General features: G+C 39.6%; 30 protein-coding genes. 9 read left to right on the plus strand and 21 right to left on the minus strand.

All coding sequences use genetic code 11. The annotated features are described in order from the left end of the window. Positions 1-107: 107 nt before the first annotated feature. Complete coding sequence (locus tag F3H00_RS08715; protein WP_072594609.1) at positions 108-353, plus strand: helix-turn-helix domain-containing protein; 246 nt, start codon at positions 108-110, stop codon at positions 351-353. Further along, complete coding sequence (locus F3H00_RS10385) at positions 354-527, plus strand: hypothetical protein (RefSeq protein ID WP_187424108.1); 174 nt, start codon at positions 354-356, stop codon at positions 525-527. 104 nt (positions 528-631) lie between these two features. Here the strand turns inward: F3H00_RS10385 and kdsB are convergent, their stop codons facing one another. The 6 genes from kdsB to F3H00_RS08745 are packed head-to-tail and all read right to left on the minus strand — an operon-like array spanning position 632 to position 5,958. Beyond that, complete coding sequence (kdsB, locus tag F3H00_RS08720; protein ID WP_148800015.1) at positions 632-1,345, minus strand: 3-deoxy-manno-octulosonate cytidylyltransferase; 714 nt, start codon at positions 1,343-1,345, stop codon at positions 632-634. Next, the gene (gene thrC / locus F3H00_RS08725) at positions 1,342-2,805 is read right to left on the minus strand and encodes a threonine synthase (RefSeq protein WP_148799875.1); all 1,464 of its coding nucleotides are present in this window, start codon (positions 2,803-2,805) and stop codon (positions 1,342-1,344) included. The genes kdsB and thrC overlap by 4 nt, the downstream gene beginning before the upstream one ends. Further along, positions 2,802-3,116 (minus strand): divalent-cation tolerance protein CutA, encoded by a 315-nt coding sequence (gene cutA / locus F3H00_RS10800; protein ID WP_148799877.1) that lies wholly within the window; start codon positions 3,114-3,116, stop codon positions 2,802-2,804. The genes thrC and cutA overlap by 4 nt, the downstream gene beginning before the upstream one ends. 50 nt (positions 3,117-3,166) lie before the next feature. Continuing rightward, entirely contained in the window at positions 3,167-4,087 is a 921-nt protein-coding gene (locus F3H00_RS08735; protein WP_148799879.1) for a tetraacyldisaccharide 4'-kinase, read from the minus strand. Continuing rightward, positions 4,080-5,210: a DegT/DnrJ/EryC1/StrS family aminotransferase gene (locus F3H00_RS08740; RefSeq protein WP_107832774.1), complete on the minus strand. Its 1,131-nt coding sequence runs from the start codon at positions 5,208-5,210 to the stop codon at positions 4,080-4,082. The genes F3H00_RS08735 and F3H00_RS08740 overlap by 8 nt, the downstream gene beginning before the upstream one ends. Before the next feature lie 10 nt (positions 5,211-5,220). Further along, complete coding sequence (locus F3H00_RS08745; RefSeq protein ID WP_149703815.1) at positions 5,221-5,958, minus strand: NAD+ synthase; 738 nt, start codon at positions 5,956-5,958, stop codon at positions 5,221-5,223. 120 nt (positions 5,959-6,078) lie between these two features. Between F3H00_RS08745 and F3H00_RS08750 the strand changes: the two genes are divergently transcribed. Then, positions 6,079-6,681 (plus strand): MBL fold metallo-hydrolase, encoded by a 603-nt coding sequence (locus F3H00_RS08750; RefSeq protein ID WP_148799881.1) that lies wholly within the window; start codon positions 6,079-6,081, stop codon positions 6,679-6,681. 172 nt (positions 6,682-6,853) lie between these two features. Here the strand turns inward: F3H00_RS08750 and F3H00_RS08755 are convergent, their stop codons facing one another. The 4 genes from F3H00_RS08755 to F3H00_RS10390 form a co-directional block, all read right to left on the minus strand. Beyond that, positions 6,854-8,104 (minus strand): porin, encoded by a 1,251-nt coding sequence (locus tag F3H00_RS08755; protein WP_148799883.1) that lies wholly within the window; start codon positions 8,102-8,104, stop codon positions 6,854-6,856. 187 nt (positions 8,105-8,291) lie between these two features. Next, a complete protein-coding gene (locus F3H00_RS08760) occupies positions 8,292-8,825 on the minus strand; it encodes a PaaI family thioesterase (RefSeq protein ID WP_148799885.1) in 534 nt (177 codons plus the stop codon). 8 nt (positions 8,826-8,833) lie between these two features. Continuing rightward, positions 8,834-9,703: a tRNA 5-methoxyuridine(34)/uridine 5-oxyacetic acid(34) synthase CmoB gene (cmoB, locus tag F3H00_RS08765; RefSeq protein WP_262367373.1), complete on the minus strand. Its 870-nt coding sequence runs from the start codon at positions 9,701-9,703 to the stop codon at positions 8,834-8,836. A 1-nt stretch (position 9,704) separates the two neighbouring features. Next, positions 9,705-9,872 carry a hypothetical protein gene (locus F3H00_RS10390; RefSeq protein ID WP_002942642.1) on the minus strand — a complete coding sequence of 56 codons (168 nt, stop codon included), beginning with the start codon at positions 9,870-9,872 and terminating at the stop codon, positions 9,705-9,707. Positions 9,873-9,965: 93 nt separating this feature from the next. On the opposite strand from F3H00_RS10390, the gene F3H00_RS08770 reads away from it, so the two are divergent. The 4 genes from F3H00_RS08770 to F3H00_RS08785 are packed head-to-tail and all read left to right on the plus strand — an operon-like array spanning position 9,966 to position 12,921. Further along, positions 9,966-11,045, plus strand: coding sequence for a transglutaminase-like domain-containing protein (locus tag F3H00_RS08770; RefSeq protein WP_148799889.1), 1,080 nt, complete (start codon positions 9,966-9,968; stop codon positions 11,043-11,045). Next, the gene (locus tag F3H00_RS08775; protein WP_148799891.1) at positions 11,042-11,365 is read left to right on the plus strand and encodes an aryl sulfotransferase; all 324 of its coding nucleotides are present in this window, start codon (positions 11,042-11,044) and stop codon (positions 11,363-11,365) included. Before F3H00_RS08770 ends, F3H00_RS08775 begins: the two co-directional genes overlap by 4 nt. Further along, the gene (locus F3H00_RS08780; protein ID WP_148799893.1) at positions 11,358-11,615 is read left to right on the plus strand and encodes a heavy-metal-associated domain-containing protein; all 258 of its coding nucleotides are present in this window, start codon (positions 11,358-11,360) and stop codon (positions 11,613-11,615) included. The genes F3H00_RS08775 and F3H00_RS08780 overlap by 8 nt, the downstream gene beginning before the upstream one ends. Positions 11,616-11,631: 16 nt before the next feature. Beyond that, positions 11,632-12,921 carry a M28 family peptidase gene (locus tag F3H00_RS08785; RefSeq protein WP_148799895.1) on the plus strand — a complete coding sequence of 430 codons (1,290 nt, stop codon included), beginning with the start codon at positions 11,632-11,634 and terminating at the stop codon, positions 12,919-12,921. 87 nt (positions 12,922-13,008) lie between these two features. Here F3H00_RS08785 and F3H00_RS08790 read toward each other — a convergent pair whose 3' ends face one another. Genes F3H00_RS08790 through F3H00_RS08820 form a run of 7 tightly spaced genes read right to left on the minus strand, consistent with a single transcriptional unit; the run spans position 13,009 to position 19,513 of the window. Beyond that, positions 13,009-14,286, minus strand: coding sequence for a dihydroorotase (locus tag F3H00_RS08790; protein ID WP_148799897.1), 1,278 nt, complete (start codon positions 14,284-14,286; stop codon positions 13,009-13,011). Between the two features lie 2 nt (positions 14,287-14,288). After that, positions 14,289-15,218, minus strand: a complete 930-nt coding sequence (locus F3H00_RS08795) for an aspartate carbamoyltransferase catalytic subunit (RefSeq protein ID WP_107691716.1) — start codon at positions 15,216-15,218, stop codon at positions 14,289-14,291. 16 nt (positions 15,219-15,234) lie between these two features. Beyond that, positions 15,235-15,645: a tetratricopeptide repeat protein gene (locus tag F3H00_RS08800; RefSeq protein ID WP_085658258.1), complete on the minus strand. Its 411-nt coding sequence runs from the start codon at positions 15,643-15,645 to the stop codon at positions 15,235-15,237. Positions 15,646-15,654: 9 nt separating this feature from the next. After that, positions 15,655-15,882, minus strand: coding sequence for a hypothetical protein (locus F3H00_RS08805; RefSeq protein ID WP_021089755.1), 228 nt, complete (start codon positions 15,880-15,882; stop codon positions 15,655-15,657). Beyond that, positions 15,879-16,904, minus strand: a complete 1,026-nt coding sequence (locus F3H00_RS08810) for a DHH family phosphoesterase (protein ID WP_148799901.1) — start codon at positions 16,902-16,904, stop codon at positions 15,879-15,881. The genes F3H00_RS08805 and F3H00_RS08810 overlap by 4 nt, the downstream gene beginning before the upstream one ends. Positions 16,905-16,913: 9 nt before the next feature. Further along, positions 16,914-19,106, minus strand: coding sequence for a flagellar biosynthesis protein FlhA (gene flhA / locus F3H00_RS08815; RefSeq protein WP_148799903.1), 2,193 nt, complete (start codon positions 19,104-19,106; stop codon positions 16,914-16,916). Between the two features lie 2 nt (positions 19,107-19,108). Then, a complete protein-coding gene (locus F3H00_RS08820; RefSeq protein ID WP_103628736.1) occupies positions 19,109-19,513 on the minus strand; it encodes an RrF2 family transcriptional regulator in 405 nt (134 codons plus the stop codon). Positions 19,514-19,659: 146 nt separating this feature from the next. Between F3H00_RS08820 and rpsO the strand changes: the two genes are divergently transcribed. Both rpsO and F3H00_RS10805 read left to right on the plus strand, forming a co-directional pair. Beyond that, positions 19,660-19,932 (plus strand): 30S ribosomal protein S15, encoded by a 273-nt coding sequence (gene rpsO, locus F3H00_RS08825; protein ID WP_004317763.1) that lies wholly within the window; start codon positions 19,660-19,662, stop codon positions 19,930-19,932. 393 nt (positions 19,933-20,325) lie between these two features. Then, positions 20,326-22,605 (plus strand): molybdopterin oxidoreductase family protein, encoded by a 2,280-nt coding sequence (locus F3H00_RS10805; protein WP_316345717.1) that lies wholly within the window; start codon positions 20,326-20,328, stop codon positions 22,603-22,605. A 148-nt stretch (positions 22,606-22,753) separates the two neighbouring features. On the opposite strand, the gene cmoA is transcribed toward F3H00_RS10805, so the two are convergent. The 4 genes from cmoA to ligA are packed head-to-tail and all read right to left on the minus strand — an operon-like array spanning position 22,754 to position 26,960. After that, a complete protein-coding gene (cmoA, locus tag F3H00_RS08840; RefSeq protein WP_148799907.1) occupies positions 22,754-23,458 on the minus strand; it encodes a carboxy-S-adenosyl-L-methionine synthase CmoA in 705 nt (234 codons plus the stop codon). Then, positions 23,455-24,348: a bifunctional riboflavin kinase/FAD synthetase gene (locus F3H00_RS08845; RefSeq protein WP_148799909.1), complete on the minus strand. Its 894-nt coding sequence runs from the start codon at positions 24,346-24,348 to the stop codon at positions 23,455-23,457. The genes cmoA and F3H00_RS08845 overlap by 4 nt, the downstream gene beginning before the upstream one ends. Further along, entirely contained in the window at positions 24,314-25,027 is a 714-nt protein-coding gene (gene tlyA, locus F3H00_RS08850; RefSeq protein WP_148799911.1) for a 23S rRNA (cytidine-2'-O)-methyltransferase TlyA, read from the minus strand. The genes F3H00_RS08845 and tlyA overlap by 35 nt, the downstream gene beginning before the upstream one ends. After that, a complete protein-coding gene (gene ligA, locus F3H00_RS08855) occupies positions 25,017-26,960 on the minus strand; it encodes an NAD-dependent DNA ligase LigA (RefSeq protein ID WP_149703816.1) in 1,944 nt (647 codons plus the stop codon). Before ligA ends, tlyA begins: the two co-directional genes overlap by 11 nt. Between the last annotated feature and the right edge of the window lie 13 nt (positions 26,961-26,973).

Here is a 26,973-nt window from a genome sequence, read left to right on the forward strand (position 1 = left end):
ATTTTTTATAGTATAATATATAATATATTTTAACTTATTTATACGTATTACTATTATTTATATATTATTTTATGTATATTTAATAAAATAATCCGTATAATACTTTAATGATTGAAACAAGTGATATATTTAATTTGCTTCACAATGCAGTTGAGGCGAAAAATATCGGTAAGAAAATTTCACAAGCAAAAATGGCAGAAGAGCTTGGCGTGCCTATGAGGACATATCAAGATTGGAGGCTTGGCAACTCAAAGCCACAAGCTGCTGCTGCAGTTTGCAAACTTCTTTGTGAGCTTGACGACGATGAAATATTATTTGTTATCAATAAGATGAGAAAGTTGCTAGGAAAATAGATGGAAAATTTGACACAAAAAGAGAGAATAGACCTTGAGAGCGTGTTTGCAGCTATCTGCACTAAGAAAGAGCCTAAATTTTTAGGTTTCTATAAAGACTTTTACTCGAGTGCGATTTTAAAATTTTACGTAGTTAAAAACAGAATTAAAAAAATAAAAATCAAGAAAAATTAGTTTTATATTATTTGAGCAGAAAACAATTTTTGCTGCATTTAAAGGTTAATAATTTAGATAAATTCTCCTTAAATATTGACTTTATTTAAAGAGAATTTGCCGACTTATTTCTTACCAAATTTAGCTAGCGCTCTTTGGTAGTCCTCTTCGCTATCAATGCCGATACTTTGGCTCTCAACCTCTAGCATCGCTATCTTTTTGCCATTTTCTAGGGCGCGCAGCTGCTCGAGTTTCTCGGTATTTTCAAGGCTTGAAGGCATGAGCGCGCAAAACTCTTTTAGGCTTTTTACGCTGTATCCGTAGATACCAAGGTGAGCCTTGTAGCTTTTGCACTCGCTTCTGTTAAATGGTATCCTTGATCTTGAAAAATAAAGCGCATAGCCCCCGTGATCCGTCACCACTTTGACTAAATTTTTATCATCCGCAAACTCATCGTCCATCTTTTTATAGCAAGAAAACATAAAGGCTTTCCCTTTGTTTTGCTCGCAAAATGCCCTAAATTTAGCGATATTTTCAGGCTCGATAAATGGTTCATCAGCCTGAACATTTATGATGATCTCACTCTCGCTTAGCCCCAAAATTTGTGCCGCTTCGTTTATCCTATCAGTGCCACTTTGATGATCTTTGCTGGTTAGCACAGCTTTTATGCCGTGAGCCTTGGCGATACCAAGCACGCTTGGCTCATCCACCGCAACCGCCACATCGTCCACACCACTTACTCTAAGAGCCGTCGCCACAAACATCGGCACGCCGTTTATCTCTTTCAAAATTTTGTTACTAAACCTTGTTGAGGCAAGGCGAGCTGGGATGATTATCATCGCTCGATCCATTCTAGGACGCACTTTTCGATCTCGTCCTCTTTTATAATATTTTTGTGTAAAATTTTCGCACTAAATAGCGAGTTTATCGAGCTTGGCACGCTATCATTTAAGATTTTAGCGGTCTTTGCCAGCGCATCTTTTTCATCTTTCGTATCTTTGATCTGGCACGCTTTGATCATGCTTGGCGTAAATTTCACCCAGTGCGCAGTCGATGTGATGACATTTATGCGGCTAGCATCCACCATTTTAAAACAAGTAGCCGTATGCGGATCGATCGCGTAGCCGCTCTTTGCGAGCTTTGCGATATATGCCTCGCACTCTTCATCGTCGCACCAGCTAGCCTCAAAGTCCTCTTGTAGCGCTCCAAGCTCTTGCTTGCTAAGCTTATAAAATTTGTTTTTAGCTAGGCTTTGCATGAGTTCATTTGCTCTAACGCTACCAAATTTATCAAACAGCAAGCGCTCGACGTTTGAGCTTATCAAAATGTCCATAGCTGGGCTTATCGTCTTAACCAGCTTTTTATCTCTTAGGTCATAAATGCCGGTGGTAAAAAACTGCGTCAAGATGTTGTTTGCGTTTGAGGCGATCTTGATCTTGCCGATCTTTGCGCCCATTTTTTTAGCGTAATACGCCCCAAGAGCGTTGCCGAAATTTCCACTTGGCACTATGATGTCAAAGCTCTCGTTTGCCTTAAGCGCCTTTTGCTTTAGTAAATTTGCGTAGGCGTAGGAGTGGTAGATGATCTGAAAGAGAATTCTGCCAAAATTTACCGAGTTTGCCGCACTTAGTTTAAGACGCTTTTTCTTAAGCTCAGATTTAAATTTATCATTTGCAAGCAGCATCTTTAGCGCTCTTTGAGCGTCGTCAAAGTCACCTTTTATGCCAAAAACCTTTAAATTTTCACCCTGCATGGTCTGCATCTGCAGCTTTTGCACCTCGCTCGTGCCACCGTCTGGGTAGAGGCAGACGACCTTGATATTTTCATCATTTGCAAAGGTTTGAAGTGTCGCAGGGCCCGTGTCACCGCTAGTTGCACACATGATAAGGTATTTTTCGCCTCTTTCCTTTGCTAGCTGGCTAAGAAGTGAGCCAAAAGGCTGAAGCGCCATATCCTTAAATGCCCTAGTTGGGCCGTGATATAGCTCACTTACATATAAATTTTTATCTATTTTTTTAAAAATGACTGGGTGCTTTGGGTCATCAAAGCTTGCGTATCTCTTGACTGCCTTTTTGAAAAACGCCTCTGGCACATCAAATTTAAATAGTGATATGATATAAAGTGCGAGTTTCTCGTAGCTTAATTGTGAGAGCTCTTGCCACTTTGGTTTTGTTATTTTTGGAAGCTTTTTTGGCGCGTAAAGTCCGCCATGAGCGGAGCTTGGGCTAAGCATGGCTGTGCTTAAATTTACATTTTTTACCTTCTCATCTTTCACGCTTCTAGTTGGTGTTAGTCTCATTTTTTACCTTTTTTGGTTGATTTTTTTATCCATTTTTCGTATTTTTCAAATACCTCTTTTGGCTTAAGTGCTAAAATTTCTGGAGTTTCGTAGCTGTGGTGCTTTTTTATAAATTTAGCTACTTTTTTAAATTTAGCGTCCGTTTTTATGAGTAAAATTTGCTCTTTTTCATCACAAAGCTTCTCTTGCCAAAGATAAATGCTCTTTGCGCTAAAGCTACTCACACAAGCTGCAAGTCCCTTTTCCACGAGTTTTTTGCTTAGTTTTTTTGCCTCTTTTTTCTTTGCGACTGAGGTGATTAAAATTCTCATTTTGATCTAAATTTTCCTTTTAAAAAGTGGCTCATTATAACAAAATGGGCTTAAATTTGCTTCGCCAAAACCTTTTTAAACTCCTCGCTTAGCGTAACTTCAAGCGTGATAAGCGATACTCTCAGCCCAAAATCCTTTACCTTTACATAGTCCTTTTGCGTCATCAAAAGCGAGGTGGCGTCGTAGGTTTGTAAAATTTCGCTTAGCTCTTCTTTTGAAAAGTCGTAGTGATCAGGGAAAAAGACCTGTCCCACGCACTCGCCAAAAAATGCCTCAAGGCGCGCTGGGTTTGCTATGGCGGTTACTAGCACCATTTTTTCGCTTTTGTTTAAAATTTCGCTCTTTCTAAAGTGAGTTTGCCCCTCGCACGCTATAAAATCACCAAATTTATAAAAGCTAAATGGATATCTATAAGCCCCGCTTGGCAGGCAAAGCTTTAGCTTTGGCTCTGGGTTTGGACGCACCAAGATGTCAAATTTAGCTATGTCAAATTTAGAAAATCCATCATCCAGCAAGATATACTTTGCGCCATGCTCTTTGGCGTAGTTTATGGCTATTTTTCTATCTTCGCTTACGATCACATTTGCGTTTTTGATGCTTGTGGCATATATCATCGCCTCATCGCCACTTGCTGCTACGTCAAGTAAAATTTCGCCATCCCTAGCGACAACTTGCATGCCCTTGCTCTTTCTTTTATAGCCTCTAAGAATGATAAAAGCGCCTTCGAATTTCTTAGCGATAGCGACGCAAAGTGGGGTCTTGCCGCTTCCTCCAAGGGTTAAGTTTCCAACGCTTATTATCTTTATGCCTAGATCTTTTTTTTGCGCGCTAAATTTCTTACAAATAACGACTAGAGCGTAAATAAGACTTAACGGCAGAAGTAAAAAAGCTAGTAAAATTTGAAAGAAATTTGGGCGAAAGAAGTAGTCATTCGCCCAAGAGTGTAAAAGGATGTTAAATTTCTTAAACACGAGATTTAGAAATTTCTTTTACCGTGTTGCAGATGTATTGCACCTCTTCGTCGCTCAAACTATGATATATAGGTAGCGACAAGACTTGTTGATACGCTTTTAGAGCATTTGGGAAGTCATTTACTTTAAGCGAATATTTATTTTTATAATAGCTTAGCAAATGTATCGGTATGTAGTGCAGCGAAGTGTGAATTCCACGCTCCAAAAGCTCTCTAGCAAAGCTGTCGCGGTTTTTATTTATCTTGATAATGTACTGAGTGTAGATGTGCTCGCGTTTTTTGACTGGAGTTGTGATGTTGTGACACTCTTTAAGCTCTTTATCGTAAATTTCAGCGATCTTTTTTCTACGTTTTATAAGCTCGTCTGTCTTTTCAAGCTGAGCGATAGAAAATGCCGCATTTATCGAGTTTATATCATATTTTAAACCGATATCAACGACGTCGTAGATGTAGCTTAAACTACCAAATTTATCTATACCATTTACAAGGGCGTAGTTACGAAGTAGTTTTGCTTTTTTATAGACCTCTTCGTCATTTGTCGTGAAAAATCCAACTGTTGAGATAGGATTTTGCACGCGTGAGTTTGTCTGAAAGCATGATAAAAACGAGTCTGAACCAACTTTTTTGCCATTGTATGTTAGTCCTATGCCTCGATTTGCGTCATCTAAAACGACGATGCCGTATTTTTCGCAGATAGCCTTTATCTCATCAAGCCTAGCGCTTTGTCCAGCGATGTGTGAGATAAAAGCGCATTTTAGTTTTTTGTGATTTTGCTCTTTTAGCACCTTTTCAAGGGCTTCTGGGCTGATGTTAAAGTCCTCTTCATCGATATCAACAAAGATAGGCTCAGCATCAAAATGTCTAACAGCCTGAGCCACGCTAGGGAAGGCATTTACTGAACAGATGACCTTGTCACCGCGCTTTGTATCCATAGCGCTTAGAGCCAGATGATGCGCTGCTGCGATGTTGTTTGTAGTGACAACAAATTTAGCACCAAAGTATTCTTTTAGCTTTTCTTCAAATTTAGCAACCGTATCAGTAGCATTTTCAGAACGCAAAGCCTCCCCTATGAGCTCACTTTCGCGCTCAGTGATAGTTGGTTTGTAAAACGGAATTTCTCTCATCTTTAATCCTTTAAATTTTCACTATCAACGGCATTTGTCGTTTAAACCTGTTTGACACAACTCTATTTTCTATATCCAAGACCGCTTTTAATCCAAACTTTTTGATGGCTTGCTCCTTGTTATTTTCTAAATTTTGTAAAATCTCGTCGATAACAGCATAGCTGTAACCTATGTCGCCCTCGTCACTTTGCCCATCCCAAAGATCGGCTGAAGGTGCCTTATTTATAAAATTTTTATCAAGCCCAAGATATTTTGCAAATTCAAAAATTTCACTCTTATAAAGCTCTCCGATAGGATTTATCGCGCACGCCAAATCCCCAAATATCGTGCCATAACCAAGCATAAGCTCACTTTTGTTGCTTGTGCCGATGACTAGAGCGTTTATACTAGATGAATAATCATAAAGCAAGCTCATTCTAACTCTAGCTGCTAAATTCCCTTTTCTTAAATTGCTTAAATTTACATCTATCGTTTCGTAAAAGGCATTTAAAATGCCCTCTATGGATAAAACCTTATATTTTATGTTTAGTTTTTCACATAAATTTAAAGCATCGTCCATATTTTCTTTGTTTGATGACGCTGTTGGCATGATGAGTGCATGAGTTTCATCTGGTTTTGCTCTCGCACAAAGTGTCGCAATCACAGCAGAATCAATACCGCCGCTTACGCCTAATAGTAGTTTTTTACCTTTAGTTTTATCTTTTAAGCTAAAAACTAAAGTTTCTTCTATTTTTTGATACCCCTTCATTGTCCCTTTGCCTAAAATTGCTTCCTTTTGCAAAAATTATACTAATTAAATTTAAAATTTTTCTTTAAGTTTAAGTAAAAAGATGTAAATATTTAAGAAATGATAAATTTGAGGTAAGAAATGAGAGTAATACACAAAAGTTTTGGAGATTTTGGCACTAATTGTTACATTGTTACAAAAAATGATTCATCTTTAGTAATAGATCCAGGAGATGGGGCAAAAGAATGGGTTTTACAAAATGCTAAAAATTTAAAAGCCATCCTTTGTACTCATGGGCATTTTGATCATATTTTTGATGCTGGAAAATTAAAAGATGAGCTAGAAATTCCAGTTTATATTAACAAATTTGATACTTTCATGTGTGAGAGTGATATTTTTGGTTATATGAAAAGTACTTTTACTCCAGATGTTTTAGTTGATAATGATGAAAATTTTAACATTGATGATTTTTGCATCAAATTTCATCATTTTCCAGGACATACACCAGGCTGCTCGATGATAGAGATAGATGACACGATGTTTAGTGGGGATTTTTTATTTAGAGGAAGCATAGGACGCTGGGATTTTCCTTTTTCAGACAAAAATGAAATGTTAAAAAGCCTAGAAAAGTGTAAAAATTTAAAAGGCAACTTCACGCTTTATCCAGGACACGGAGAAGGCAGTACACTAAAGGCCGAGCAAAATAATATTGATTATTGGATAGATATAGTAAAAAATAGCTAAAAATTTCGTTGGTATTAATTTCAAATTTCAAGCTTCTAGAATACACTTAATCACTATTAAAAATTTATATTTTTTATAAAGCTAAGAGTCAATCAAAAAAGATAGATAAATTTTGTATGGGGTCTATTTAAATTTTAAAAAATCCGAGCGAAAGCTCGCTCGGATAAAGGTTTTAGAAGCTATATTTTGCTTCAAATCTTATACGATTTTGTTTAAAGCTTTCGCTATCTTTTTTATCTTTAGCAGCTGCATACCAAGTTAGGAAATTAAGTTTTTTGCTATATTTGTAGCTAGCTTGTGTATACCACTCATTTCTTTTTGCTCTCTCTTTATCAAGAGCATAGCTTGTGCCTTTACCTTGAGTATAGCCAGCACCAAGACCAAATTTATCTATATCATATCCAGCATTAACAAACCAGTAATCGTTGTCGCCTTTGATATTATTGTAGTATTGTTTACCATCACCACTCATTACACTATTTAGTATTTTAGCTGGGTTGATTAGCTGACCATTTGCATCGATTGAAGTAAATGCGATTTTACCACTATTTCTAGCATCATTATCTTTATTTTTAGCGTCAAATTCTAAGTAGCCAGCATTAAATTTAGCACCAAATAGTTTTGTTCCGGCTTGAACAGCCCAAAAATCAGCATCAGCTACTTTTTTGTGATCTGAATCGCTATAAACATATTGACCTTTTAGATTTAGGTTTATATCGTCGGTTACATTAAAACTAAATGCTGCCTCAGCACCATAAAGTGTAGCTATTTCTTGTAGATTTGCAATAGCTGCCTTAAATGATACTGGATCATAGCTACCAACTGCACCTAAATAATAAAGATTAGCAGGAGCGTCATGGAATTTTGTACCATTCGTTACTTCTTTTAGGAAAGGTCCATCTACTTCATCACTATTGTTTTCTATGGCATCATAAGCAGCAGCTGTTAAAGTAAGACCAGATACATCTGTACTTACCACTTTTAGACCAGTAGCTGCTATATCACCATCATCATAGAAAGTTTTGATAAGTTGTTTACCAGCTGTAATAGTAGTGTTAGATACTTTGTATCCTAGATACATCTCATATACACCAAAAGAATTTGTTGTATTTGTTTTATCTGTACCAGTTGCTACTTTATCGCCTGAATCATCAGTAGCAGCATATCTTAGTGTCAATACACCAAAGAAATTATCATCAATAGCGGCTTTAAATGATGTTTGCATTCTAAAAGCATGGCCTGCATTATTACCCTTTACAGTACCAGCTGTAGTTTTCTTAGTGCTATCATTTGTATAACGATATCTTGCAAATCCTGAAAGATCTACATTTTTTATAGCTTCTTCAAGTGGAGTTGCACTTGCAACGCTTGAAAATGCACCTAAAGCAACCAAAGCAGCTAAGCTAACTTTTGTAAGTTTCATCTAAATCTCCTTTTGATAAAAAGTTTTGAAAGGATATTATCATAGAAAATTAATTTTATTGCTTAATTTTCCTTAAAATTTTAAAAAATGTTACCAATTATTTACCAAAATAGGATAATGAGATAAAGATTGTCTTTTTAAAATTTCGTTTTATTTGGGATTAAAAATCAAAAGTTTTTACTTTCTTTTAGCTATTAGCCTTAGCTTCTTCCCGCTCTTTTTTCTGCCTTATAGCAGCTTCTTTTTGGATATTTTTTTGTTGAGCCAAGAAGATATGCTCATCAAGTGTGACAAGTTGAAATACTCCTTCAAAAATTTTTATATCTTTAACATATCCAAGCACTTTTACTTCCCTTTTTCTGCTCTCTTCAAACCTTGCTTGTGCGTCAAATTCGACCACATCACCAAGCTTGAGCGGTCCAAAGAAATTTATCCTAGCACCGATACTAACGCAAAATTCTTCATTAATAGCTAAAAGCGCAGCATGATTTGCGCCCATAAAAATAAATCCACTATGAATAAGCCCCTCAGTGTCGCACACCATATCATCTGTAGTAAAAAATCTAGTCTTTGCATGGTTTTTTTCAAGCAAAAATGCCGTTCCGCTAAAATTTAGCTTTGTAAGTGGAGCGGTTTTGATCTCATTTCTTAATGGGTTTTCATCTTCTGGTAAGATTATTTGCGATTCGTCTTTTACATCATAGATATTTTCTTCTGCCATTTTTATCCTTAAATTTTAACTCTAACATATGCTCTTTTTGGCGCTGGGTAGCCCTCGATGGTTTTTGTGCTGTCATCTGGATCTAAGAAATTTCCAAGACTCTCACCATCTATCCACTGCGTTTTTCGCTGCTCATTTAGATCAGTGGCCTTTGTTTCAAGTAGAGTAAAATCCCTAAACTTAGCTCTCTCGCACCAGTTTTGAAGTGCCGAGAGTGTCGGTACAAAGTAGATATTTGAAATTTTTGAGTATCTATCTTTCGGACTCAGCGCAAAGTCGCCATCCATATCTATATACATTGTATCTAAATATAGCTCGCCTCCAGGATTCAAAGCCATTTTTAGCTCTTTTAGCATCTTGATAGGATCACTTCTGTGATATATCACTCCAAGACAAAAAATCGTATCAAATTTAGCTCCATACTCAGGCAAGTTCTCAACGCCAAGAAGCTCATAAGTGATATTTGAGCGGATAAATTTGTTTAAAAATTTAAACTGCAAATATGTATGCACACTAGGATCAAAGCCGGTTATGCTTTTTGGGGCATATTCAAGCATCTTAAACATATAATAGCCATTATTACAACCCACATCAGCCAAGCTTTTGCCAGCTAAATTTAGGTGTGGGGTGAGGATATTAAATTTAATAAAACTTTGCCACTCGCTATCTATATATATATCATCAATTTCAAATGGCCCTTTTCGCCAAGGCTTTAGGCTAAGGGCGAGGTCATAAATTTCATCTTTTTTAGCTTGGTCTAAATTTTTAAATTTCACATTTACACTATCTTTTAGCTCAAGCTCGCAGTCAAAATTTGCTAATTTTTCTATCCTATTATAAATTTGCTTTTGCTGCTCGTTAAATTTGCTAAGATCCACGCTATTTCCAGTCGACGATGTTGTGCGGACACTCTTTTTGGTAGGTGCCAGTCGCGTCATAATACTCTTTACAATCATTATAATATTGCGTCGAAACTCCTCGCTCGTTCATATAAAGACAACCATTGCAAAATAGCGCTATAAAGCCTAAAAATATAATCTTTTTCATGTGGCGGATTTTATCATAAATAAAATTTTTATGCTAGAATAGCAGGCAGTTTTAGAGCCAAGTTTGGCTAAGATTAAGCAAAAAAGGCATTTTATGCAAAGAAGAGATTTTTTTAAATTCAGTAGTTTTTTAGGCGCAGCAAGTCTGCTTCCAAGTGTCACTCTAGCTAGCGATGAGCCAGCAAATCCAGTTGTTAGAAATTTCGATGTAATTTTCAAACACCAGCTGCTCGAAAAGGGCAAAAGCTCAAGAATTTGGTTGCCACTCCCACTAAGCACCACTTATCAGCAACTAACCCAAGACTACGTCATAAACACAACCGCTAAAAACGTCTATATTTCAGATACGCTAATACCTACAATGTATGCTGATTTTGAAGAAAACGAGCCAAGACCTATCTTAAATGTGCAGTTTAAGATCCAAACAACAGAGCGCAATACCGACTTTAGTAAGGTAAATTTCGATCCAAATGAGAAGGTCGATCCTGCTGTTTTGGAATTTTTAAAACCAACTTCACACATCCCAACTGACGGCGTCGTAAGAGCAAAAGCGCTAGAGATTATCGGCAATACTAAAGGCGATTTGGAGCGTGCAAAGGCTATTTATACTTGGGTTGCAAACACTATGCAGCGTGATAATAGCGTCCTTGGATGTGGCACGGGCGATGTTAGAGCGATCCTGGAAAGTGGCAAGCTAGTTGGTAAATGCACCGACATAAACTCAGTTTTTGTGGGACTTTGCAGATCAGTTGGCATCCCTGCAAGAGAAATTTTTGGCATTAGAGTTGGTCAGTCTAGATTTTCAGACCAAATGGGCAGCGCAAAAGACGGCATAGCTAAAATTTCAGGCGGACAGCACTGCAGGGCTGAGTTTTACTTAAAAGGATATGGTTGGATACCAGTTGATCCAGCAGACGTTACAAAGGTAAGACTTGGCGAGAAATTAACAAACGATGACGCTAAGATCGTAGCTGTTAGGGATTATTGCTTTGGCAACTGGGAGATGTGCTGGATAGGCTTTAACTACGGACGTGACTTTATCTTAAAACCAGAGCCTGAGCAAACTCCGCTAAATAACTTTGGTTACCCATACGCTGAAGTTGATGGCAACACACAAAACTACTATTCGCCAAAAGAATTTAGCTACGACTACGTTTCGACAGAGCTAAAATGAGAGCCTTTTGGCTTATACTCACATCCATAGGTAGTGCTATAGGTGCTACCTTATGCTGCTTGCCAGCACTTCTTTTTTTGCTTTTTGGCACATCTTTTTCTTTTTTATCTTGGACACAAAATTTATACGAGTACCGTGCCCCTTTAAGCGTTATAGCCGTCATTTGCTTTGTGATTTCAGGTGTAGCTTTATTTTACAAGCCAAAAAGCTGCGACCTAAGCTATAAAAAGAAAAAATGGATACTTATATATATTCTTTTTGGGGTAATTTTGCTTTTACTCCTTACATATCCAGAGCTTTTAGGAGAAATTTATGCGTAAAATTTTAGTTTTAACCCTTCTTGCACTTAGTTGCTACGCTGATAAAAAGATAGAAATTTCAGTACCTAGCATGCACTGTCCGCTTTGCACAGCGATAGTAAGAAAGGCCGCACTTAGCGTTGAGGGCGTCAAAAAGGCAGATGTTTCGCTAAAAGAGCGAAAAGCTGTCGTTGTAGCAGATGATAATGTCGATGAAAAAGAGCTTTTAAAGGCGGTCGATGCGACTGGCTATAAGGGCGAGATAAAATAAATTTATGGAGGCAAATATGTCAAAGAGCGAAATTCTAACGAAATTTGAGACACTTGCAGCGATACCGCACTGCAGTTACGATACTGATAAGATGCGTGATTTTTTAGCTAGTTATGCAAAAGATAAGGGCTGTGAGGTCGTGGTCGATAGCTTTGGCAACGTTCATGCATATAAGGGCAAGCCAAAAATTTGCTTGCAAAGCCACTACGATATGGTCTGCATGGGCGATGCGCCAAAGATCGAGATCGTTTATGGCGATGATGGCTACATGAGGGCTAAAAACTCATCTTTGGGTGCTGATAACGGCATAGGCGTAGCTATAATGATGCAGATGATAAGCGAATTTGATGATATAGAGTGCCTATTTACAAATAACGAAGAAGTTGGCATGATCGGAGCTGCTGGCTTTAGCGGTGATCTAAAAGCCAATAAGCTTTTAAATTTAGACAGCGAAGAAGACGATAGAGTCACTATTGGCTGTGCTGGCGGTGTAAATTTATTTGCTACTATCGCACTAAATAGTAAAAAAACAAAGGAGAGCACGCTTTATGAAGTAAAAGTAAGCGGTCTACCTGGCGGACACTCTGGCAACGAGATACATAAAAATATCCCAAATGCGATCAAGGTTTTGGCGGCATTTGTAACAAAAAATGGCTGCAAGCTTGTTAAATTTGAAGGTGGCGAACGAAGCAACTCTATCCCAAGTAGCGCAACTGCGCTTGTGCTAAGCGATAAAGAGCTAAAGAGCGAGTGTGAAAATTTAAGCGTGAAAAAGCTTGGCACGGGTGAAGAAATTTTAGAAAATGGCGAGAAAATTTTAGCTTTAATTAACTCATTTTCACAAGGCGTAAGAGCCTATAACTGCGAGCTAGGCATACCGCAAGATAGCGTAAACCTCTCACTTGCAAAGATCAAAGATGATGGCGTGCTTGAAGTGGAGTTTTTTGCAAGGTCAATGAGCAAAGATGGACTAAATAGGATGGAATTTGAAATTTCTGAGCTTGCAAAAGCGCTTGACTTTAGCGTCATTGCAAAAGATAGGAATCCTGCTTGGAAGCCTATAAATGATAAATTTGCAAACGATATCTTAGAAGAGCTAAAAATTTATAAGCCAAATGCAAGGATAACAGCTGTGCATGCTGGACTTGAATGCGGCGTGCTTTTGGAGAAAAAAGCGGGTCTTAGCGCTTGCTCAATAGGACCAAATATCCACTCACCTCACTCAACAAGAGAGTGCTGTGAGATTGAATCTGCGCTTTTTATAGAAAAAGTCGTTCGCGGTATCGTTAAAAAATATAACTCATAAAAAATAAAATTTGCTAGAAATTTCTAGCAAATTTTATATCTCAAAGCATCTAAGCCAAATTTGCCCGCAAGTACGAGCAAATTTAGATTATTTTTCAAACTCATAAACGATCTTGCCACTTTTTATAGTAGTAGTCGCCGCACCTTTTAGCTTTTTACCAAAGAGTGGAGAGTTTATTGATTTTGAGCGGTTTATCTTTTCGTCATAAACATACTCGATCTCAGGATCTATCACTGCTATATCAGCTAGCATGCCAACTGCCAGCCTGCCTTTATCTTTTAAATTTAGCATCCTAGCCGCATTTGTCGAGGTTAGCTCCACCATGCGCTCTAGGCTTATAATGCCCTCATTTACGAGCTTTAGCGTAAGTGGCACAAGGGTTTGAAGTCCGATGATACCAAATGGTGCCTTGTCAAATTCCACTATCTTTTCATCTGTGTGGTGTGGCGCATGGTCGGTGGCGATAACGTCTATAAGGCCGCTTTTTAGCGCCTCTCTCACCGCTTTTACGTCGCTTATCTCACGAAGTGGCGGTGACATTTTGAAATTTGTATCATAGGCATTTTTCAAAATTTCATCGTCGCTAAAGCTAAAGTGGTGAGGTGTTGCCTCACAAGTGATGTTTATGCCCTCTTTTTTGCCCATTTCGATGATCTTTAGCGAGTACTCAGAGCTTACATGAGCGATATGGATGTGTGCTTTAGTAAGCTTTGCTAGTAGCATGTCACGGCTCACTGCGATCTCCTCTTTCTCCCTTGCCATGCCACGAAGCCCAAGGATCGCCGAGACCTTGCCCTCGTGCATGACGCCCTGCCTGCAAAGCGAGCAATCCTCTGAGTGACTTATACAAAAGCTACCAAACATACTTGAATACTCAAGTGCTGCTCTCATCACGCTTGAGCTAGTCACTGGTAGGCCATCATCACTAAATGCAACTGCGCCAGCTTCTATAAGATCGCCCATTTCAACGATCTCATTGCCACCAAGTCCTTTGCTGATGGCTGCTATTGGCAAAAGATCGATCAGTCCGCAGTTTTTAGCCTTTTCTATCATTGCCCTTGTGATTGAGGCGTTGTCATTTACTGGGTTTGTGTTAGCCATGCAAAGGCAGGTGGTCACTCCTCCAGCTACGGCTGCCTGCGAGCCTGAGATGATGTCGTCTTTGTACTCTTGACCAGGATCGCGAAAGTGCACGTGCATATCGATAAGTCCTGGCATGACTAGCTTGTTTGTAGCGTCGATGACCTTATCAGCCTCAAATTTCTCACTTCCGATTTTGGCTATTTTGCCGTTTTCTATTAGGATATTTGCCTTAAATTTCTCGTCGCTATTTACGATAGTGCCGTTAATTATTGCTATTTTCATCGTTAGCCCCTATTTTTTGCAAGCGTATTTAGTATCGCCATTCTTATAGCAACGCCGTTTTCAACTTGATTTAGTATGACTGAGTGCGTGCCATCAGCCACGTCAGAGTTTAGCTCTACACCCCTATTTATCGGTCCTGGATGCAGTACGATCGCGTCGGGTTTTGCTAGCTTTATCCTATTTTTATTTAGTCCAAAGAATTTTGAGTACTCCCTCGAGCTCGGAAATGCCACGTCTGCACCGCCGCGCTCTAGCTGGATGCGAAGCATGATGATGACATCACTGCCCTCGCAGGCTTCTTCCATATTTTTGCAAATTTGAGACTCAAAGACCTCAGCATCTTTTGGCATCATCATCCTTGGCGCAAAGAGCTTTAAATTTATGCCAAATTTCTTCATCGCCCAGATGTCAGACCTTGCCACGCGGCTTCTAGCGATATCGCCGATGATCGCCACGTTTAGGTTTTTATCCAAAATTTTGCCATGCTCTCTTAACGTAAAAAGATCAAGTAAGGCTTGGCTTGGGTGCTCATTTGTGCCGTCTCCTGCATTTACGACGCTAGCCTCTGTTCTATCAGCTGCAAATTTTGCTGCTCCAGAGCTTGGGTGACGAAGCACGATGATGTCACTTCTCATAGCAGCCATGTTATTCATCGTGTCATTTAGGCTCTCGCCTTTTGTCACGCTTGAGCTTGATGAGCTGAAATTTATCGTATCAGCTCCAAGCCTCTTTGCTGCGATCTCAAAGGATGTCCTCGTTCTTGTCGAGTTTTCATAAAATGCGTTGATCGTGGTCTTTCCACGAAGATAGTCATTTTTTTTCACTTGGCTTAAATTTAGCTCCTTAAACTCTTTCGCCGCCTCTAAAAAATATAAAATTTCTTCTTTGCTAAGCTCTCTAGTTCCTATCAAATCTTTATGTTTGTAGCCCATTTTAAGCCTCTTAAATTTATTTTGTCACAAAGTCGCAAGCTGGTTGGTAGCCGTTATCACAAGCTTTTTTAAATAAAGCCTTTGCTTTTTCTTCGTTCTTTGCTTCGTTTGCGTCTTTATCTTTTACAAGGCCATAAGCGATCATTTCACCTAGTTTTTCGCAAGCCATGCCCTCATTTTCGTCACACATTTTTGTAAAAATTTTCTCAGCCTGGACTCTATCTTTTGCCACGCCGTCGCCGTTAAATAGCATGATTGCATTCATTGTGCAAGCTTTTTTCTCGCCCTCTCCACAAGCCTTATTAAAATAAAGATAAGCTTCATTAAAATTTTTCTTTGCATAAAGCTCGTTTGCTTTGTCTAAATTTTCATTTGCCATAGCATTTAACGCAAAAACCGCTGCCACTAAAACTAAAATTTTCTTCATTTTCTTTCCTTACTTAAATAATTTTGAATGATGTTTTTTCATATATTCAACTATCTCTATGACCTCGTCGCTACCGCTAGCGTCAGAATTTTCTAACGCATCATCGATGCACTCGACATAAAGATTTGCCGCCTCTTCAAGCTTGTCTTTTTTCACTCCAGCATAGTAAAACATCGCCTCAAGCACCATACTAAGCTCATAGCTAAGTTCTTCTACGCTTACCTCTTCTTCTTTCATATTTCCTCCTGTGTTTTTTTGGTTATTATATCTGCTATCTGTGCTTTAATTGGCTCGTAGCTAAAGCCATCTTTGAAATTTGCGAATAGCCCACCACTAGCGTTCACGTGGCCGCCTCCGCCAACTAGGTGCTTTGCCATGGCGCTAACGTCAAGCTTGCCATTTGCGCGAAAGCTTAGTGTTTTTTTATTTGTCACATCGATAAAGAAGTCAAATTCAGGATTTGCCACCAAAAAGTCGTTGCCGATAACCGAAACATTGCCAATATTGTAGGTTAAAATTCCTTTATGATCTTTATAGTTTATGCTAAATTTCTCTTTATTTTCACTAAGTTTTTTTACGACGTAGTTTGAGATTAGATTGCTTAGCGTGTCGTCTTTATCCTCTTTGAAAAATGACTTCTTAATAGCATGCACCTGCATATCAAGGCCGATATAGTCGTTTTTTTCGTTAAAAAATTTGCTTGCTTCTTTTAGGATGTGATCCATATAGAGGTTGTTTTCAGCTTCAAACATCACTTTATTTATCTCTTTAGCATTTGCCACAAGCCCCAAGCAGACCTTTCCCATCTCAAAATTTTTATCATCTTTTAGCCAGATATCTACGGCATTTACGACGTCACTAAAAATTTCAAGCTCTTTGTTTTTGCCAAAAATTCCTGCAAAAAAATCATAAGTGATCTTTGTAGCGCACCTTGAGCTATCTAAAAAATACCATGGATAGGCACTCGCACACTCTGCACCGCTTTGGTGATGATCTAGCAAAAATAGCTTTATATTTTTACCCCTTATCATATCTTCAAAGCTCTCACACTGAGCTAGGCTTAAATTTAGATCAGTGATCAAGATGATGTTTTTATCATCATTTGAAGCATCTATCTCAGCTAAAATTTGAGCAAATTTATCATCTATCTCCCTGCCGTAGTTTGAGTTTAGAAATTTCACATCTTTGAAGTAAAAATTTGTTATGTATTGCGCGCCGTATCCGTCAAGATCAGTGTGTGAGAGGTGATAAATTTTCATCGTTTTCCTTTATAAATTTTCTATTTCTATGACGCCAACCGTTTCAAATGGCGTATTTGCCGAAATCTCAGCAAAACTTAGCACCACGATGTCGATGGCAAAATTTGCGCAGATATTTGCTATAAATTTTCTTAGGCTTGGTTCCACGCAAAGAACCATTTCGCCATGCTGACTCATCGGACGTTTCTCTTTTTCATGCCTTAGAGCCTGAACGATCGATGAAGTTTGAGCCACATTTATCATCAGGTGATACGCGCCGTCTTTATACTGCACCGCGTCCATAAGCTTTTGCTGCACAGCACTATCTAAAATGTAAAAATTTAGTTGTCCTTTCTCATCGACATAAAGCGAAGTGATGACACGTGAGAGCGCTGCGCGTACGTGCTCGATGATCATATCTAGGTTTTTACTAACCTCGGCGATGTCGCTAATTGATTCAAGTATGCTAAGCAGATCTTTGATCGGGATATTATCTTTAAGCAGCGCTTTTAAAACCTTTTGGATCAAATTTATAGGTGCGATCCTTAGCGTATCCTCGACCACAACTGGGTAGTCGATCTTTAGTTTGTCTAATAAATTTTGCGTCTCTTGGCGAGTTAGAAGCTCGGCTGCGTTTTGCTTGATAAGCTCACTCATGTGCGTTGAGATGACGCTTGCAGGATCAACTATCGTGTAGCCGCTAAGTATGGCGTCCTCTTTGACGCTAGCATCGATCCAGAGTGCGTCCAGCCCAAAAGCTGGCTCTTTTGTCGGAATTCCCTCGATATCTTCGCTAACTAGACCACTATCCATCGCTAGAAATTTATCAGCATAAATTTCACCCTGACCGATCACGATGCCTTTTAGCTTAAAGCGGTATTCGTTTGGCGGTAATTGAAGGTTATCGCGGATCCTTATCTTTGGCATCAAAAAGCCAAGACTTGAAGCGATATTTCGCCTCATGGCGCGAATTCTCTCGATTAGATCCACATCAGCTAGCTTTAACAAGCCATATCCAAGGTCAAGCTCTAAAATTTCAAGCTTTAAGATGTCGTTTATCTTAGTCTCTTCTTCTCTTGCGATCTCTTCGTCGCTCTTCTTTGGCACCTTAGTAGTGGCACCACTAGCAGCTGCCCCTGCTCCACCTTGCGTAGCGGCTCCAGCTTTTTTAGAAGCAGCTTTATCTTTTGGCGTAAGGTTTAAATTTAATCCACCATCTTTGGTCTGCTTGATGATGTAGCCAAGCCCCAAAAACAGTAATGCAATAAATCCAAGAGATAATGTCGGAAGTCCAGGAACAAGAGCAAACATGAATAGTATGAAGCCCACTATTAGTAAGGTTTTATAGTCTCCCAAGAGTTGATTTAGAGTGCCTTCTGCAAAGTCCTCATCGTCTTTGCTAGCCCTTGTGATGATGATAGCAGTTGCTGTTGATGTGATAAGTCCTGGGATCTGACTAACAAGACCGTCACCGATAGTTAGGATCGTATAATACTGGGCCGATGTAGCCATATCAAGGCCGTGTTGAAATGAGCCGATAGCAAAGCCGCCGATGATGTTGATGATAGTGATGATGATTCCAGCTACGGCGTCACCTTTTATAAATTTGGACGAACCATCCATCGCGCCGTAAAAATTTGCCTCGCCGATGATGGCTTGGCGTCTTTCACGTGCTGTTTTTTCATCAATCAAACCTGCGTTTAAGTCCGCATCTATCGCCATTTGCTTACCAGGCATCGCATCAAGTGTAAAACGCGCTTGCACCTCGCTCACACGGGTTGAGCCCTTTGTTACGACCATGAAATTTATGAGTACTAAGATACAAAAGACGATGGTGCCGATAACGAAGTTGCCGCCAACTACAAAATTTCCAAAGCTTGAGATGATCTCACTAACCGCTTCTGGGCCGTTGTGACCTTCGCTTAAGATCATACGCGTGGTTGCGATGTTTAGCGAGAGGCGAAAAAGCGTAACGATAAGAATTAGTGTCGGAAATGTACTAAGATCGGTTGGTTTTGGCACATAAATCGAAATTAAAATTATAAGAACAGAAATAGAAATAGAAAGTGCCAGAAAAAAGTCAAGCACCGCGCTTGGAAGCGGTACGATGATGATAGCAAGGATGGCAACAATGATACCAACAATGCTAAGACTTTTAAACTTAACAATTGGCGCAAGAAACGGCGCAACAAGAGTTAAGATGCTATTTTTTTGCTTTGCCAACTTTACTTCTTAACGATGTCACTTAGTTTTATCGCATCAAGCATCTCGTCGATCTTGCCTTGAAGACCGCTAAACATCGACCAAATTTGACAGCTCGAGGCTTTGTTTGACGGGCAGCCATCCGCAGAAGATGAGCACTCAAAGACGTTAAGTTCACGTTTTTCAGCGCACTCTATTATCTTTTTTATGCTTAAATTTTTAGGTTCGTTATTTAGCGCGAAACCGCCATTTGCCCCTTTAAACGACTTTAAAATTCCATCTTTTGCAAGATTTTGTAAAATTTTGGCTAAAAAGCTTTTTGAAATTTTAAGTTCATTTGAGATCGTATCAACATCAACTGGAGATGATTTTTGAGATATTAAAATAAGTGAAAGTAGAGCGTATTCGCTTGCCTTTGTAAAAAGCATTTATCTTCCTTAGGTCTTTAAATAGCCCTAATTTTATTAAATTTTTACTGCATTTTTCATTAATTTTTAAAAAGCGTAGTTTTATCTAACTTTATGTTTTAAATGCTATAATCGCTCTTCCAAAATTCACCAATCAGGAGGTCATTATGGCTTTGGATTCGGCTAAAAAAGCTCAAATAGTTGCGAAATTCGCTAGAAAAGAGGGAGATACAGGCTCTCCAGAAGTTCAAATAGCTCTTTTAACAGCTAGAATAACTGAACTTACAGAACACCTTAAAATTTTCAAAAAAGACTTTTCATCACGCTTAGGTCTTTTGAAACTAGTTGGTCAAAGAAAAAGACTTTTAAAGTATCTTAAAAACAAAGACTATACTACATATTCAAAACTAATCTCTGAGCTTGGCTTAAGAGATAAATAATCCATCGGAGAGCGATCTGCTCTCCTTATTAAATTTCCTTCATCCATATTTTTATTCAAAAATTTACAGTCTATTTTAAAATTTTTCCATCTTTAGTATTAATTTATCTACTCACAATATGACTAACCTTTTTAAATAAAGTAAAATTAGAATTAATTTATTCATTTTATATAAAAAGCTAAATCTCTATATCTTTATTTCTTTTATAATAAATTTATCAATTTTAAATAAATTTTAAAATCCCTAGATAATTGACTTTAGTAGAACTATATTAATTTTAACTTAGAATATAAATTTATTTTTAATAATAAAGAATTTTTATTAAAGATTAAGAATTCGGCTAGTAATATTACTCATATAGAAATATGCAAATATTGCATAGTAAAGGAGAAAATGATGAAAGAGGGCAAAGTCATCTGTCCTTATTGTGGGACGGGCTGTCAAGTAACCTTGCATGTGGAAAATAACGTCGTTCGTGCTGCAACTGGCGTTGAAGACAATCCGGTTAATCAAGGAAATTTATGCTTAAAAGGCTTTTATGGCTGGGATTACGTTGCAAGTCCAGATAGACTCACAAAACCACTTATCAGAAAGAAAAATGGCGTATTTTCAAAGGATGGTGATTTTGAGGAAGCCAGCTGGGACGAGGCACTTGATCTTGTCGTAGAGAAAATGAAAGAAACCAAAGCAAAATATGGCCCAGACGCATTAGCCGGAAATTTCTCAGCACGTTGCACACTTGAGGACAACTACGTTGCTCAAAAACTAATGCGTGCTGTAATTGGCACAAATAACGTCGATCACTGTGCTAGAATTTGACACGCTCCGACAGTAGCAGGACTTGCTAAAACAATCGGAAACGGAGCTGCCACAAATAGCTTTACAGAGATTGGCACTTATAGTAACTGTATATTAATGATAGGCTCAAACCCAGAAAATGGCCACCCAATAGCAGCTATGCACATCCAAAGAGCACTAAACCGCGGTGCGAAACTGATCGTTATTGATCCTATTAAGACTGAGTTTGCAAGCAGAGCTGACATCCACTTGCAGCTAGAGCCTGAGCACAACATCCCTGTTATCAACGCACTTCTTTACACTATCATCGAAGAAGGCCTTGTAAATGAGGAATTTGTAAGAGATCACACAATCGGCATTGAGTATGTCAAAGAGGCTGTAAAAGACTATGCTCCAGAGGTTGTAGCTAAATATACAAGGCTAAATCCAGAGGATATCAGAGCGGCTGCTAGAATGTACGCTACCACAAAGCCAGCTGTCATCACTCACGGCATGGGTGTAACTCACTTTAACCACGGCGTTGGCGGAGTTTGCGATGTGTCAAATTTATTCTTGATCACTGGCAACATCTGTGAGCTTGGCACAGGCGACTTACCACTAAGAGGTCAAGAGAATGTTCAAGGCTGCTGTGATATGGGCGTTTTGCCAAATATCTTCCCAAATCTTGGCTCAGTCACTGATCCAGAACAAAGAGCTTGGTTTGAAAAAATGTGGCACCTAGAACCTGGATTTTTGAGCTCAAAAATAGGCGTTCATAAAACCGAAGTACCTGATGCGATCCTTGATGGCAAGGTTCATTTCTTCTGGACTATTGGCGAAAATCCAGTCATCTCTGAGCCAAATACAAACCACTTCTTAAAAGGTATCGCTCATGTTGATTTCTACGTCGTGCAAGATCTATTCTTAACCGAGACTTCACTAAAAGCTGACGTCATACTTCCAGGCGTTGCAAGTAGCGAGAAAGAAGGACTTTATACAAACGCAGAGCGCCGCGTACAGCACAACGAAGCAGTCATCACACCTCCAGGAGATGCTAGACAAGACTGGTGGATCGTTTGCGAGATCGCACGCCGTTTAGGAGCAACTGAGGGCTTTAACTTCAACTCACCAGAAGAAATTTGGGAAGAAGTTAGAAAATGCGATCCAAGACGATATGGTGGCATGAGTTATTACCGTATCAAAAAGTATCACGGACTTCACTGGCCATGTCCAAACGAAGATGATATGGGCGGTCAGAGCTTGTATCTTGATAAGAAATTTTTCACACCTGATGGCAAGGGTCGTTTTGTGCCATGCCTCTTTGTGGATAAGGCCGATAAGATCGAGAGCGCAAAACTTGAGTTTGCTAAGAAGATGAATATGTCGCCTGAGTATCCTATCATGGCTGGCTCAGTCGATGAAAAGACTGACGATGAGTATCCGATACAGCTTCTAACCACTAGAAAAGTCTATCAATACACCGTTGGCACTATGACAAGACGCTCACGAGCGATCGAAGAGGGTGGAGATAGTATCGGACCTATCGCCGAGATGAATCCAGCACTTGCGGCAAGATATGACTTAAAACAAGGCGACTTCATCAAAGCATGGAGTAGATACGGCTACATCGTCGTAAAAGCCGAAGTAACAGACATCGTGCCTGACGGCATCATCCAGATGACTTTCCACTACTGGGAGAGCTCTTGCAATGAGCTAACAAGCAGCGGTTGGGACTACATCAGCAAGACTCCGACATTTAAAGCAGCTATTCAGATCAAAAAGATCGATGAAGAAGAATTTTTACGAGTTCGCGAACTAAAACGCATAAAATTCCAAACTTCAAAGATCATCTATGATGACTTCCACCATCACGGAAACGCAGCGATAAATGAGTAAATTTAGCGGGTAACTCCCGCTAAATTTCTTTACTACTAAATTTCATAATCCAAAAATTTCGACACTGCAAAGCCAAAAAATCTAAATTTTAACTTCACTATTTGTGATTAAATTTTATATTTAAATACAAAAGCAGATATTTTTAAATTTATTTAAACGCCAAAAAACTCATAAAATTTCCCCACTTAAATGTGCTCTCGACTCGCTTAAAGCCAGCGTTTAGGGCTAAATTCCTATTTTCTTCTTCGGTGTATGGCACCAGCACATTTTCAAGCGCCTCTCTCTTTTGAGCGATCTCGTAGCGTGAGTAGCCTTGCGCCTGCTTGTAGTCTTCATAAATTTCTATGACGCTTTTAGTAAGCTTTTTATCTTCAAAGATGATCTTTTCACTAAACAAAAAAACTCCATTTTTATTTAGTCCGTTATAAATTTTTTGCACCAGATCAGCCCTTTTTGGCGGTCTGATAAACTGCAAAGTATAGTTTGCCAAAACCGCGTCAAAGCCCACTAGCTCACACTTTAAAATATCATCAAGCAAAAATTTTATCTTTGCCCCATAAGCCTTTGCCTTATTTTTGGCATTTGCTAGCATCGCCTCAGAGTTATCCACGCCACTTAGCACGAGGTCATTTCTAAGATTATTTAGTAAAAGTAAGCTATTTGCCGTCGAGCAGCCAAGGTCGCATACACTTGCATCTTTTGGCAAAATTTTAGCAAGCAGCTTTGCATTTAAATTTGAACTAACGTCGTAAAATGGCACCGAGCGCGAGATCATATCGTCAAAAACGCTCGCCACAAAGTCATCAAATTCAAACTGCTTGCTTATAGGCTCCTTAAAAATTTCATCTCTCATATGCCAGCTCCGTATCCGTCAAAGTATCTCATCGTCTCTCCAAAAAAGAGATCGCACACGCCCACGCACTGTCTAGCCTCGTTTATATCACGCTTTATCTGCTCTTTTAGCTCGCCAAGATTATTAAATTTTTTATTATCTCTTAAGCGTTTTATGAAGCAAACGGCAACGTGCTTCGTCACTTTTGGCGCTACCTCGTCTAAGATGTGTGTCTCGACACTAAAATTTCCATCCGTACTAAGTCTGTTGCCTATAAAAGTAACCGAGCCATAGGTATATGAGCCCATCCTCGTTCTTGTCGCATAGACGCCCTCGCGCGGCAAAAGATAGCTTTTTATATCTAAATTTAGCGTAGCAACCAGCTCTTTTGCGCCGATGCCCTGCCCTTTTATCACGTTGCCCTCGATCGAGTACTCCCTGCCTATTAGCCTGTTTGCCTCATCGATGTTGCCTTGGCGTATCAGCTCTCTGATGGATGAGCTATGCACACCCATGCCGTCATAACAAACCTCATCAACAACGACTACCTCGCCATCAAAAATTCTTTTCAGATCGTGCTTGTCCCATGCTCTGTTTCTGCCAAATCTAAAATCAAAGCCAACAACGATCTTTTTTAAATTTTTAAAATCCCTCTTCAAAAGTGCGATAAATTCCTCGCCGCTAAGCCCTTTTATACTCTCAAAATCATATAAGAAGCAAGGATAGTTTGAGTACTCCGCTCGCTTTAGCTTTGGCGTTATGTTTGCCTTATTTTTGTCGATGACAACAAGCCCGCCAAACTCGCCAAGCTGCTTTAAAAGCTGCTTGTGCCCTCTATGCACGCCGTCAAAATGCCCGATCGCAACAGCAGTGATATTATCTTTTGTTAAAAGCGTAGAAAAATTCGGCATTTCCCTCTTTCCCTCTTACTTCGCACTCTTTGCAAACTATCATTTTAAATCCTAAGCTATTAGCCATCACTTCAAATCTCTTCATCGCTAAATTTATAGCTTTCATATCAGTGACGACACCTTTTTTATTTCGTTTTACACCGACGCCCACTTCAAACTGCGGTTTAAAAAGCGTTATGATAAGCGAATTCTCGCTTGCTAGCTCGCCAATGGCTGGTAAAATTTCAGCCAAAGAGATAAAGCTCACGTCACAAGTTATGAGATCAAATTTATTTTGATGCGATTTTACAAACTCCCTGACATCAGTTTTTTCATAAATTTTTACTCGCTCATCGCTTCTTAGGCTAGCATCTAGCTGATCAGTGCCCACATCTACGCCAGTCACGCTCTTTACGCCACGCTCAAGCAAAATTTGCATAAAGCCGCCAGTTGAGCTGCCGATATCAAGTGCGTTTTTGCCAGCTAGGTCAAATTTCATCGCCTCCAAAAAGCTCTTTAGCTTCAAAGCGCCTCGCCCAACGTAAATTTCATCAAGCAGTGAAATTTTAGCCTCGCTAACCTCGCTTGAGACCTTAATGCAAATCTCTCCGTCCGCTAGCACCTTGCCAGATTTTATTAGCTCGCTCGCCTTATTTCTACTTATGTTTAAAACGCTTGCGACGTAGTTATCAAACCTCAAGTTTTAGCCTCTCATATTCGCTCTCATCGATCACCAGCACTCCTAGCTCATTTGCTTTGTCAAGCTTGCTGCCAGCCTCCTCGCCAGCTAGGACAAAGTCCGTTTTTTTAGAAACTGAGCCAGAAACCTTTGCGCCAAAGCTCTCAAGCTCGGCTTTTATCTCATCTCTTGGGCGACTTAGCGTGCCAGTTATAACGACCGTCTTGCCACTTAGCGCGTTTGAGATGCTCTGCACCTGCGTCACGCTTGGCTGCACGATCTGACTTAAAGCTAAAATTTCATCTCTATTTACCTCGGCAAAATCGGTTAAACTATTTGCCATCTCCGCGCCAAAGCCCTCAAGCGAGGTTAGCTCATCAAAGCTAGCATCAAGCCAGCTTAGTCCAAAGCTACTTGCTAGCTTTTTAGCCGCCACTTCGCCGATGTGCTCGCAGCCAAGGCCCGTGATAAAGCGCGATAGCTCCGCACCTTTGCTAGCCTCTATCGCATTTAAAAGGTTATTTACCTTTTTCTCTTTAAAGCCCTCAAGCGCCATGAGATCATCAAATTTAAGGCTGTAAATGTCTTTTATGCAGGAAATTAGCCCCTTGTCAAATAGCAAATTTACGATCGCGTCGCCAAGGCCGTCGATATTTAGGCATTTTTTCGATGCGTAGTGAATTATTGAGCCCACCACTCTTGCCCTGCAGCTTAAATTTTGACACTTTACAAAGACCCCTTCATCAAGCAGGTGTGAGCCGCAAACTGGGCAAAATTTAGGCCTCTCAATCGCTTGCTCGCTGCCATCTCGCCTATCTTTAAAAACCTTTGTGATCTTTGGTATCACATCTCCTGAGCGGATGATGCCGATGTAGTCGTTTTTCATAACGCCAAGGCGCTCTATCTCGTCAAAGTTGTGAAGGGTGGCGGATTTTACATTGGCTCCGTCTATATTTACCTCATCAAGCACGCCAACAGGCGTTACTACGCCGCTTCTGCCAACCTGAAGTGCGACATCTTTTAGCCTAGTCACCTTTTCTATGGCTGGAAATTTAAACGCCACCATAAATTTTGGAAATTTGACCGTGTAGCCTAGCTCTTCACAGCGCGCAAGGTCATTTACTCGTATCACCATGCCATCCATCATCACGCTCTTTGCCTCACGGCTGGCTAGTAGCTCATTATACGCAGCCTCAAGCTCATCTTTTTTTAAAATTTTAAAAAATTCATCCCTCTCAAAGCCAAGATCACGCACAAATTTCATTACCTCGCTGTGATCTTTTAGCCCAAGGCTCTGCTCGCCCACACCCCAAGGTATGAAAAGTAGCTTTCTTTTAGCAGTGACTGCGCTATCAAGCTGTCTTAGGCTTCCGGCAGCTGCATTTCTAGGGTTTGAAAGCGGTGCCTCGCCATTTTTTGCGCGCTCTGCGTTTAGAAGCTCAAAATCTTCTTTTTTTATAACGACCTCGCCCCTGATTTCAATTAGCCCTTTGTAATCAATGCTCTTTAAAACAGAATTTATCGTCTTTGCATTTTGTGTCACGTCTTCGCCTGTAACGCCATCACCCCTAGTAATCGCCCTAACCAAAACGCCGTTTTCATAAAGCAAATTTAAGCTCGCTCCATCAAATTTTGGCTCAGCAACAAAGACCAAATCTTCTTTCTCGCCACGCTTTAGCCACGCATCAAGCTCGGCTAGATCAAAAATATCTTCCATGCTCCACATGCGTTTGATGTGATTAGCCTTGCTAAAGCACTCTTTTACGGTGCCGCCCACGCGTTTTGTAGGTGAAAAGATAGAAATTTCGCTTGGATTTGCCTGCTCATAATCAAGCACCGCGTGATATAGCGCGTCGTATTCCTCGTCGCTTGCAAGTGGCTCGTCATCGTCGTAGTAGGCCTTTGCCCATGTATTTAGTGTATCTACCGCTTTTTCATACTCTTGTTTTGTCATTTTTGCTCCAAAT

It is taken from the genome of Campylobacter concisus, from assembly GCF_902460845.1.
In the GTDB taxonomy this organism is placed as follows: Bacteria; Campylobacterota; Campylobacteria; order Campylobacterales; family Campylobacteraceae; genus Campylobacter_A; species Campylobacter_A concisus_X.

What these genes read in the sequence shown, in the direction of transcription:
- F3H00_RS08805 (WP_021089755.1), bottom strand. Translation starts at nt 15,882, where the DNA reads ATGAAAGAAGAAGAGGTAAGCGTAGAAGAACTTAGCTATGAGCTTAGT.
- F3H00_RS10385 (WP_187424108.1), top strand. Translation starts at nt 354, where the DNA reads ATGGAAAATTTGACACAAAAAGAGAGAATAGACCTTGAGAGCGTGTTT.
- ligA (WP_149703816.1), bottom strand. Translation starts at nt 26,960, where the DNA reads ATGACAAAACAAGAGTATGAAAAAGCGGTAGATACACTAAATACATGG.
- kdsB (WP_148800015.1), bottom strand. Translation starts at nt 1,345, where the DNA reads ATGATAATCATCCCAGCTCGCCTTGCCTCAACAAGGTTTAGTAACAAA.
- F3H00_RS08800 (WP_085658258.1), bottom strand. Translation starts at nt 15,645, where the DNA reads ATGAAGAAAATTTTAGTTTTAGTGGCAGCGGTTTTTGCGTTAAATGCT.
- F3H00_RS08790 (WP_148799897.1), bottom strand. Translation starts at nt 14,286, where the DNA reads ATGAAAATAGCAATAATTAACGGCACTATCGTAAATAGCGACGAGAAA.
- F3H00_RS08820 (WP_103628736.1), bottom strand. Translation starts at nt 19,513, where the DNA reads ATGCTTTTTACAAAGGCAAGCGAATACGCTCTACTTTCACTTATTTTA.
- F3H00_RS08760 (WP_148799885.1), bottom strand. Translation starts at nt 8,825, where the DNA reads ATGGCAGAAGAAAATATCTATGATGTAAAAGACGAATCGCAAATAATC.
- F3H00_RS08715 (WP_072594609.1), top strand. Translation starts at nt 108, where the DNA reads ATGATTGAAACAAGTGATATATTTAATTTGCTTCACAATGCAGTTGAG.
- F3H00_RS10390 (WP_002942642.1), bottom strand. Translation starts at nt 9,872, where the DNA reads ATGAAAAAGATTATATTTTTAGGCTTTATAGCGCTATTTTGCAATGGT.
- F3H00_RS08810 (WP_148799901.1), bottom strand. Translation starts at nt 16,904, where the DNA reads ATGAAAATTTATCACCTCTCACACACTGATCTTGACGGATACGGCGCG.
- F3H00_RS08750 (WP_148799881.1), top strand. Translation starts at nt 6,079, where the DNA reads ATGAGAGTAATACACAAAAGTTTTGGAGATTTTGGCACTAATTGTTAC.
- cmoA (WP_148799907.1), bottom strand. Translation starts at nt 23,458, where the DNA reads ATGAGAGATGAAATTTTTAAGGAGCCTATAAGCAAGCAGTTTGAATTT.
- rpsO (WP_004317763.1), top strand. Translation starts at nt 19,660, where the DNA reads ATGGCTTTGGATTCGGCTAAAAAAGCTCAAATAGTTGCGAAATTCGCT.
- F3H00_RS08775 (WP_148799891.1), top strand. Translation starts at nt 11,042, where the DNA reads ATGAGAGCCTTTTGGCTTATACTCACATCCATAGGTAGTGCTATAGGT.
- cutA (WP_148799877.1), bottom strand. Translation starts at nt 3,116, where the DNA reads ATGAGAATTTTAATCACCTCAGTCGCAAAGAAAAAAGAGGCAAAAAAA.
- F3H00_RS08770 (WP_148799889.1), top strand. Translation starts at nt 9,966, where the DNA reads ATGCAAAGAAGAGATTTTTTTAAATTCAGTAGTTTTTTAGGCGCAGCA.
- F3H00_RS08780 (WP_148799893.1), top strand. Translation starts at nt 11,358, where the DNA reads ATGCGTAAAATTTTAGTTTTAACCCTTCTTGCACTTAGTTGCTACGCT.
- F3H00_RS08785 (WP_148799895.1), top strand. Translation starts at nt 11,632, where the DNA reads ATGTCAAAGAGCGAAATTCTAACGAAATTTGAGACACTTGCAGCGATA.
- F3H00_RS08740 (WP_107832774.1), bottom strand. Translation starts at nt 5,210, where the DNA reads ATGAGAGAAATTCCGTTTTACAAACCAACTATCACTGAGCGCGAAAGT.
- F3H00_RS08845 (WP_148799909.1), bottom strand. Translation starts at nt 24,348, where the DNA reads ATGCCGAATTTTTCTACGCTTTTAACAAAAGATAATATCACTGCTGTT.
- F3H00_RS08755 (WP_148799883.1), bottom strand. Translation starts at nt 8,104, where the DNA reads ATGAAACTTACAAAAGTTAGCTTAGCTGCTTTGGTTGCTTTAGGTGCA.
- thrC (WP_148799875.1), bottom strand. Translation starts at nt 2,805, where the DNA reads ATGAGACTAACACCAACTAGAAGCGTGAAAGATGAGAAGGTAAAAAAT.
- F3H00_RS08745 (WP_149703815.1), bottom strand. Translation starts at nt 5,958, where the DNA reads ATGAAGGGGTATCAAAAAATAGAAGAAACTTTAGTTTTTAGCTTAAAA.
- F3H00_RS08795 (WP_107691716.1), bottom strand. Translation starts at nt 15,218, where the DNA reads ATGGGCTACAAACATAAAGATTTGATAGGAACTAGAGAGCTTAGCAAA.